A 7,891-nucleotide genomic window follows, 5' to 3' on the forward strand; every position below is an offset into this window, starting at 1 on the left:
TGTTTGACATGAGCAGTTCCGCCTTTAAGAAGGCACTCACGGCAACCGGCTATTTACTACCCGACGGCAAAGCTGCTCCGGGACTAGTGTTTGCAGGCCACGAGAAGGATGCTCGAGTTCGCCCTTTACTGTCTGCGAGTAGAACAGGGCTGAGTGCGGATGCCGTCTTCTCCGCTCAAAAAGCACCAACAGCAATATTCAAAGATGCGGGTAGCGAGCAACCTTCGGAAATTGATATCGGCCGTTGGCATGAGGCCGCTTGGAACCTCGGCCTGGCCCCATTGCTATGGATCGTTACTCCCACCGATATCCGTCTGTATGATTGCTTTGCTTCCCCGCAACGAGAAACTGATGGCCAAGTGACCGCTGCGCCGTTAGGTGTATTTGCGCTGGATGCTGAAGAGCGACTGAGTGAGCTTGACTCTATGTGTGGCCGCCACGCCACGGAAACCGGTGCTTTCTGGTCAAGCGACATCGGAAAGACAATTGATCGCCGGCATCGTGTTGATCGCGAGCTCCTTTCCGAAATCAAGGCATTGGAAGAGCATTTGACGCGCCTGCCCCCGGCCTACGGTCCGGCGTTGGAGGATGAGCGTGCAGAAGCACAAGCGGCGCGCGACTTTGCACAGCGCTTGATTGGCCGCTGTATCTTCACTTCATACCTGCTCGATCGCGCTATAGCCCAACCTTTTCTACCTGCAGGTATGCCTGCCCAGATCACCAGTATGTTCGCGACCGATGAGCGTGCGTTCGAGCTATTCGATTGGTTGCGCGCTACGTTCAATGGCGATTTGTTTCCGATGGATGACCCCGGGGCAGAGCACCATCGTTTGGGCGAGGCTCATCTAGCACTTTTACGCGATTTTACCGAAGGGTGTAGCCTTGTTTCCGGTCAAAGACGGCTGTTCCAGTTCCGTTACGATGTTATTCCCGTTGATCTGATAAGTTCGATTTATCAGCAGTTTGCACGCTCTAGCGCTGCCGACCAAGCAGATGATCAAGGACTTCACTACACTCCTATTGAGTTAGTGCATTTGACACTTGATCCAGTATTCGAGGCGCTGCCTGCCACTGCTCGCATCATAGATCCTACTTGTGGCTCTGGAGCCTTTCTGGTCGAGGCTTTCAGGCGTCTTGTGTGGAAAAACACACACGGCAAGCCTGCTAGCAGAGCGTTAGTGCGCGAAATACTTTATAAGCGCTTGTATGGCATTGATATAAACCGATCTGCGTTAGGTATTGCCGCATTTAGCCTTTATCTGGCGGCACTTGAATTAGACGACGAGCCGGTTTCGGATATTGCCGATCTGAAGTTTCATCGGTTAATAGGCAGCACATTGTTCGAGGCGGATACAGTACAAGATGAGCTGCCAACATTAATAACCGAACGCTATTTTGATGCGGTTGTCGGCAATCCCCCTTGGACATTTGTGCGCCAGGAGCAACCTCGCGCTAAACGCAGGCTGGGGAAAGAGGAAACGGCACGCCCACGTCGCAGCCCCGATCAGGAATTCTTGTGGGTAGCCTCGCGCCTGGCTGGAGAGCACGGCCGAATTGGCATGATAATGAAGGCATCGCCTTTCTTTTCAAAGGACCCATATGCCATCGATGCACGCCAGGCCCTGTTCAGTCATCTGACACCCGTTGCATTGGTCAACCTGTCTGCGCTGCGAAAGGAGGGATTATTTCCTGACGCGAGTGGGCCCGCTTTGTTGTTTTTTGCACGGTGCGCGCTGGCGGGTACAGAGAGCAGTTTGATGATCGGTTCTATTCCATGGACGCCAGACTTTAAACGCAACGGAGTATTTCATGTAGGGCCGGGTGAGTTCAGAAGCTTGCCGCTGAAACGAGCCTTGCAGACGCCCGCAATGTTAAAAGCTGCAACTTTCGGTACTGCGCGTGATGGCTGGCTGATCGAAAAATTAGAGCGTCGCTTTCCTACGTTGAATGAGTCTCTAAATAATGCAGGTTTGTTAAAGCTAGAAACTCGAGGCCAAGGTTTCCAAGTCAAGGGTGCTAATGCACTACCGGCACCTGATGAATACTATAAGCTTCGAGTGTTAACTGCAGATACTTTTACTCCGTTCCGGATCAAGTCTGACTCGTTGTCGGTATTTAAGCATCTGACGCTTCATCGATCACGTCGTCCCAGTATTTACAAAGGACCTTTAGTAGTTTGTCCAAAGGGAAGTGCTAATTATGGGGTGGAAGTTGGTCGTTACAGCGCTGCGGTCTGCACAAACGACGTACTGTATACCGAGAGTTTTTATGGTATTTCGTTTTCGGATAACGACGAGAAGTGGGCATATGTTCTCACGGCCATCCTCAACTCGAGCCTGACGACCTTTCAGTTGGCATTCGGCGGTGCCGCGTGGGGATTAGAGCGGCCGACGGTAGAACCGAACGATGTGTTGGCTATTCGAGTCCCTGACCTCAGAACAGCTGATAGCGCGGATTTGGCTGCAGTGGTAAAAGCTGAGCGTAACGCAGCTGCTAATCCAGATGACCCAGAGGCCCTAGAAGCACTCGATCAGGCGGTATTTGATCTATACGAGTTGGAACGTGATGAAACAGTGATCGCTCGTGAGAGTATTATTCGCGCTCGGATGCTTCTCCTTGAAGGTCGTGCGCAGCGTCTTGCATTCGTAAAGACGCCGGATGTTGCTGCGCTAACCGCTTATGCAGGCGAAGTCATACGGGTCGTTAATGCATTTCTTCGAGCAAAACGAGTACGCCATTTAGAGGCTGTGGTCTATTCGCGCAGAATCGCGGCCGGAAACATCGTTGATAGAATTCCCGGTATTACTGCCGTCAAGTTCATGATGGTGCCAGGTGTTGCAACAGATGAGCCAATCGTGCATTTAGGAGATAACACAGACATGGAACGGCTGGGTGCTGTGCTGCGTGGACAAAACAAATTAGATGTCCCTCCTTATTTAAATGAGCGTCGGCAACTACGCATGTACGGTGACAACGAATTGTTGGTTCTCAAGCCTTCCGAGGTTCGCTATTGGATGCGTACCACTGGACTCAATGACGCAGACGTCATTTTGGCGGACCATTGGATGAAGGATCGCCATGCAGTTCATTCCTGATACACCAGTGGGGCGCCCTTCACTTGATCTTTCAGAAGATGAAGTTGCGATTGTTTCAGATCTTCTGTGCCTCGGCTCTACGGAAGCCCACACATATGTGACGGCCGGTATGCTTGAAGTTCCTATCACCACATTGGTGAAAAAAGCAATGCGCCGAGTGAAACGTCAACTCTCGCTTACCAACATAGAAATCATGGGGGAGCATGAGCTATTAGACGTCGATAGTTCCTCGACAGATGTGCAGGGGCGAATTGATATTATTTTTAAGTTCCTACATCAGTTTGGTGATGAGGGAGCCTATGTCGGTGTTGAGTGCAAGCGCGTTGCTGATAACGAGCCTACGCTAAATCAACGTTATGTCACTCAAGGAGTCGATCGCTTCGCTTCTGGGAGGTATGCAGCAGGACACCATTGGGGTGTCATGCTCGGCTACGTCATCAAGCAGCCAACGGTCAGACTTGTAAAAAGTATCGACAAGCATTTACGCAAAGGTCATGGCGAGGCTGCTAGTTTGAATGCCACTCCCGTCCATCCTAATTGCCTAGATATGTACGCCAGCGTCTTACAGCAGGCTGGCTGCGCTCATCAGATCAGTCTGATGCATGTATTTGTCGACATGACGTCAGCCGCCAATACAGCATAAAAAATCAATTTTTTGAAATTTGTGCTTTTGATCCGAAGCCATGAATAGCTAAATCCATCAGCTAGCAGGCGCTCTGGAGTTAAAACTGGCCAATTGATGGCTGAGCGGTCTACAGCTTTCTAGTTACTGAATCGCTCTCAGTTTGCCATTTTCTACTGTCTGTATCGACGGCTCTGCAGCAGGAGGTTGCATGCCGGAAAGAGTGATCATATGTTTGAGTTCTTTTTTCCAAGGCGGACGGCTATCAACTGGATAGTTAGCCGGTAGTAATATCGCGTTGCTTCTTTTTGGTTATCCATTCTGTGATTCAGAAACCACGTGAGATGTTTTCGCTGCCAAGTCCACGGATTTTCTCGTCCCCAGTGCTCCGAAATTGCACTTTGGATAATCTTGGCCTGTTGAGTATGGCGCTGACGGGTAGCATCTGATCCGGTGAGTACGCCAGTCATGAACAACTCCATGTCGAAAGGCTTACTCATGTTCGACCCCCAATGTAAGCCGACACCACGTCGATGCGGCCGTGTCCGAGTTCATAGTTGATTTGTGCTCGGGCCTCCTGATCGAGGCATCGGTCGAGCTGGTAGCACCTGCCGCCGTTGATGGGCGCGAGATGTTGGGTGATTTGCTCATAGCGTTCGCACGCATAGGCCGCCCGTAACTCATGGAAGCCTTTGAGCTTTTGCTGATGGAGGATGTCTCGGGCAGGGCGGACGATTCCCCGTTGGAAATCGAGGTAGCTTTCATTCGGTGCAAGCAGGTTGCGGCTACCATTTGGCGAGACTTGAAAGGCGAATGCCAGTGCGTCGCGGATGTGCTCATCCATCATTATCCAGCGGGGGGCTGAGGCTCCCGAACGGCCGCCTTTGGTGCCATCTTGAATGTTGATCTTGCCGTAGTGTTCGGCCTCACGCTTTAGACGCGGAAGGTCGGCCAAAATCGCCTCGCGTAAGCGCATACCGGTGGCTCGCGCCAACTGCGCGATAGCCGCGGCGCGCGACTGCCGATGTCCGCAGAGCACGTCTACGACCCGCTTCACGTATTCGCGGTCTTGGCCTTGCGGCACCGAGCGACGAACACTGGAGCGCCGCATTCCCAACGCCTTGCTCGGACTCGGTACTTTCACATACTGATCACCGCGAAGCGCTGCCAGGGTCCGATTGACGCTGGACAATCGGTTTTGCGCAGTGGCGATGGCGAGATCGCTGCGTTCAACCAGGTGACGCAGATGCTCCGCGTAATCCAGCAAGGTCTGCCGATCAATCTGCCGTGCGTCATTAATTCCCGGGCCATCCTCCGACCGACACCAGCGTACAAACGCCAGCCACCGATCACTGTGTGCTTTGACCGTCCCGTAATGCCCGCCGCCAAACAGATCACGTAGCGCCTGTGGCCCGGCATAACTCAGTTGCCGGCCATAGCCAAAATTGCGCCCGTCACGTTTACCTACCAGTGCCATGATCAAATTCCTGTCGAAGCCAAATCTTTGAAGCTTTCCCCACGTCATCCCGCCAAGAATGTTGAGTGTTATCAGGGATCAAGGCCCCTGCGACCTGTGAGGGTTGTCCACTAACGCGGGACTGGCGGCTCTTTACGACCGGGAGCTTGGGCATCTCATGATCTGGCCTCCTGAGCACTTCCGAAGAAGCGGGCGGGTGGAGGCTGCGCTGGCTGACGAGACCAGCGCCGCGAGATCCTGAGTCGGGTGAAGGCAGTGATGCGATGACCGGGGCATACCTGACTGTCAGTCAGGTGCAGTCCATTCCGTGGGCTGCGGCACCATCATCTGCATTGCTGTTGCTAGCGGCTTCGGTGTTTGTCACGCCGATTGTCACGAGGGGGAATGCCGCAAAGCCTTTTACGAGTTGAGCTGTAGCAGCGTTAGGAGCGCCCGTCTCTTTCCGGGAGAAAGAGACGGGCGCAGGTTGGCGCAAGTAAATGGCCAAGCGGATAGGTTGCTGCAGGGCAGCTATGAAAGGGGATGAGTTGCCGCAGTGGGCACACTGATAAAAGTAGGCATCCATCACATCGCTGTGACCGTGCGAGCCGCCGGACGCTAATCGCACTTTGGGAGAACCACCACGGTGTGGCGTAGCCTTAAAGGTTCTGGCTACCTGGGTTGCTGTCAACGACAGCGCTTTGCCCGATCTTTTCTACGCCTGTGGATAATTCGGGTCAAGGCTCGAATTTTCGGTAGTTCTGGGGCTGTGGATGAAATTATCCACCGGTGGAAATCAGTGGTTTTCCACAGACAGTTGTGGGGGCTTTAGATTTTTTAAGTGAGGTCCATCCAAGCAGGGCGGCTTTGCAGCCCCGCTTGGATGGACCCGCGTGGAAGGGCGGACAACGGTGATCTCACAGGCTTACCCACGTTTGGATGCGCCACGGCTATTTTGTAGGGCTGTGATGTTGTCGCCGACTGGATGAGCGAATTCGTGGGGTGTCACATGCCCATGGCGGTTGGCGTCGATGTAGTTGCTCCACCACGCCATGATCAGCCTGCGCTGTTCGAGGAATTCGGCCTTGTGGATATACGCGGCACGTACACGGTTGCGTTCCTTGTGGCTCATTTGTCTTTCGATGGCTGCGTCGGTCCATAACCCGGACTCCAGTAGGGCGCTACAGGCCATGGTCCTGAAGCCGTGGCCGCACACGTCCTTGCTGGTGTCATAGCCGGCGTTGCGGAGCATGGTGTTCACCGTGTTCTCGGACATGGGCTTCCAGTACTTGTGGTCGCCCGGTAGCACCAACTCTGAAAAGCGACTCAGGCTGCGCAGGGTGCTCCAGTATTTCGATGACCTGCGGCGACAGCGGAACCATTTGAATGTCGCCGTTCATCTTGGTCCCACGTGTGGAGTTGCGTACCTCTTCAATCGGTGTGCACGTATCGGGGATTTCCCACATGGCGCGTTGAAGGTCGAACTCACTCCATCGAGCGAAGCGCAGTTCGCTGGAGCGGACGAATACATGCAACGTCAGCAGGACGGCGAGGCGCGTCAGCTCGCGGCCGTTGTAGTTGTCGATACGGTGTAGTAGTTCGGGTAGGCGGTTGAGGGAGAGGGCCGGGCGATGGACTGTGCGCGGCGCGTGAATCGAGCCTGCCAGATCCAGTGCAGGATTCATGGTGATCTGCCGAGCCCTTTTTGGCCCCGCGCATGATGGTGGATAAGTAGTTCTGTACCCGTAACGCCACATCCATGGTGCCGCGTTCCTTGATGCGCTGGGTGATCTCTAGCAGGTCATGGGTATCGAGTTCGGCGATGGGTCGTTGGCCGATCAGCGGGAAGACGTGGGTGCGCAGTCGGCTCATTACGGTTTTTGCGTGGCCTTCGGTCCAGCGACGGGACATGTCGGCGTGCCACTCCAGCGCAACGGTTTCGAAAAGCAGTGCCGCCCGCTGGGCTACGATCTTGGCCTTCTTCTTTTCTTCCATTGGGTCGAGGTTGTCGAGCAGCAACGCCTTGGCTTCGTCTCGCTTACATCGTGCGACGGAAAGGGTAACGATGGAATAATTGCCGATGATGAGCGTCCCTTCCTTGCCGCTGGGCTTGGTGTACTTCAAGCGCCAGGTCTTCACGCCATTGGGTTTGACGAAAAGGTACATGCCTCCGCCGTCGAACAGTTTGTAGGCGCGTTCGCGGGTTTTGGCCGTGCGGCATTGCAGGTCGCTGAGGGGGATCGCTAGACGTGGCATAGGGGGTACGCGCTCCTGACCGGGAAATCGCAGTACCCCTAACATACCCTCGGAGAAGGGGGATTTTGTTGGATCCCGACGGAGGGTCCTGGAACGAAAAAACCCGCCAAAACAGACTGTGTGAAAACCTAGCAATCTGCGCAGTGCTCGAAGAAAATGCTCCGTATCGAAAGATACGGAGCATTTTTCGTTATGGCTTACATCCAGGGACAGTCCCGCAGCCAGACCAGCCTGTTTCCGGTATCGCTGGAAGAGTTGATCCCCGAGGATCACCTCGTTCGCGTTATCGACCTTTACGTCTCCAAACTGGATCTGGTGCGACTAGGCTTTGATAAAGCACTTCCCAAAAGCACCGGCCGGCCTTCTTACGATCCAGCCGATCAGCTAAAACTTTACCTCTACGGTTATTTCCAGCGGATCCGTTCATCACGGCGCCTCGAAGCCGAGTGCCGGCGCAATATC

General features: G+C 54.0%; 5 protein-coding genes and 1 pseudogene. 3 read left to right on the plus strand and 3 right to left on the minus strand.

Features of this window, described 5'->3' with window-relative positions; genetic code table 11:
- Positions 1 to 8 precede the first annotated feature (8 nt).
- Both BMX68_RS21310 and BMX68_RS21315 read left to right on the plus strand, forming a co-directional pair.
- A complete protein-coding gene (locus tag BMX68_RS21310; protein WP_017130385.1) occupies positions 9 to 3,095 on the plus strand; it encodes an HsdM family class I SAM-dependent methyltransferase in 3,087 nt (1,028 codons plus the stop codon).
- Positions 3,079 to 3,738: a hypothetical protein gene (locus tag BMX68_RS21315; protein WP_017130384.1), complete on the plus strand. Its 660-nt coding sequence runs from the start codon at positions 3,079 to 3,081 to the stop codon at positions 3,736 to 3,738. Before BMX68_RS21310 ends, BMX68_RS21315 begins: the two co-directional genes overlap by 17 nt.
- A 206-nt stretch (positions 3,739 to 3,944) precedes the next feature.
- Here the strand turns inward: BMX68_RS21315 and BMX68_RS21320 are convergent, their stop codons facing one another.
- From BMX68_RS21320 to BMX68_RS21335, 3 genes and pseudogenes are all read right to left on the minus strand, one after another.
- Positions 3,945 to 4,217 (minus strand): hypothetical protein, encoded by a 273-nt coding sequence (locus BMX68_RS21320; protein ID WP_074862590.1) that lies wholly within the window; start codon positions 4,215 to 4,217, stop codon positions 3,945 to 3,947.
- Positions 4,214 to 5,194, minus strand: a complete 981-nt coding sequence (locus tag BMX68_RS21325; RefSeq protein ID WP_017130383.1) for an integrase domain-containing protein — start codon at positions 5,192 to 5,194, stop codon at positions 4,214 to 4,216. Before BMX68_RS21325 ends, BMX68_RS21320 begins: the two co-directional genes overlap by 4 nt.
- Positions 5,195 to 6,098: 904 nt before the next feature.
- A pseudogene (locus BMX68_RS21335) lies at positions 6,099 to 7,429 on the minus strand (tyrosine-type recombinase/integrase).
- A 192-nt stretch (positions 7,430 to 7,621) separates the two neighbouring features.
- On the opposite strand from BMX68_RS21335, the gene BMX68_RS21340 reads away from it, so the two are divergent.
- Positions 7,622 to 7,891 (plus strand): transposase (locus tag BMX68_RS21340; protein ID WP_177178870.1); only part of this gene is annotated, 270 nt, incomplete at its 3' end.

This window comes from Pseudomonas agarici, assembly GCF_900109755.1.
Classification (GTDB): Bacteria; Pseudomonadota; Gammaproteobacteria; order Pseudomonadales; family Pseudomonadaceae; genus Aquipseudomonas; species Aquipseudomonas agarici.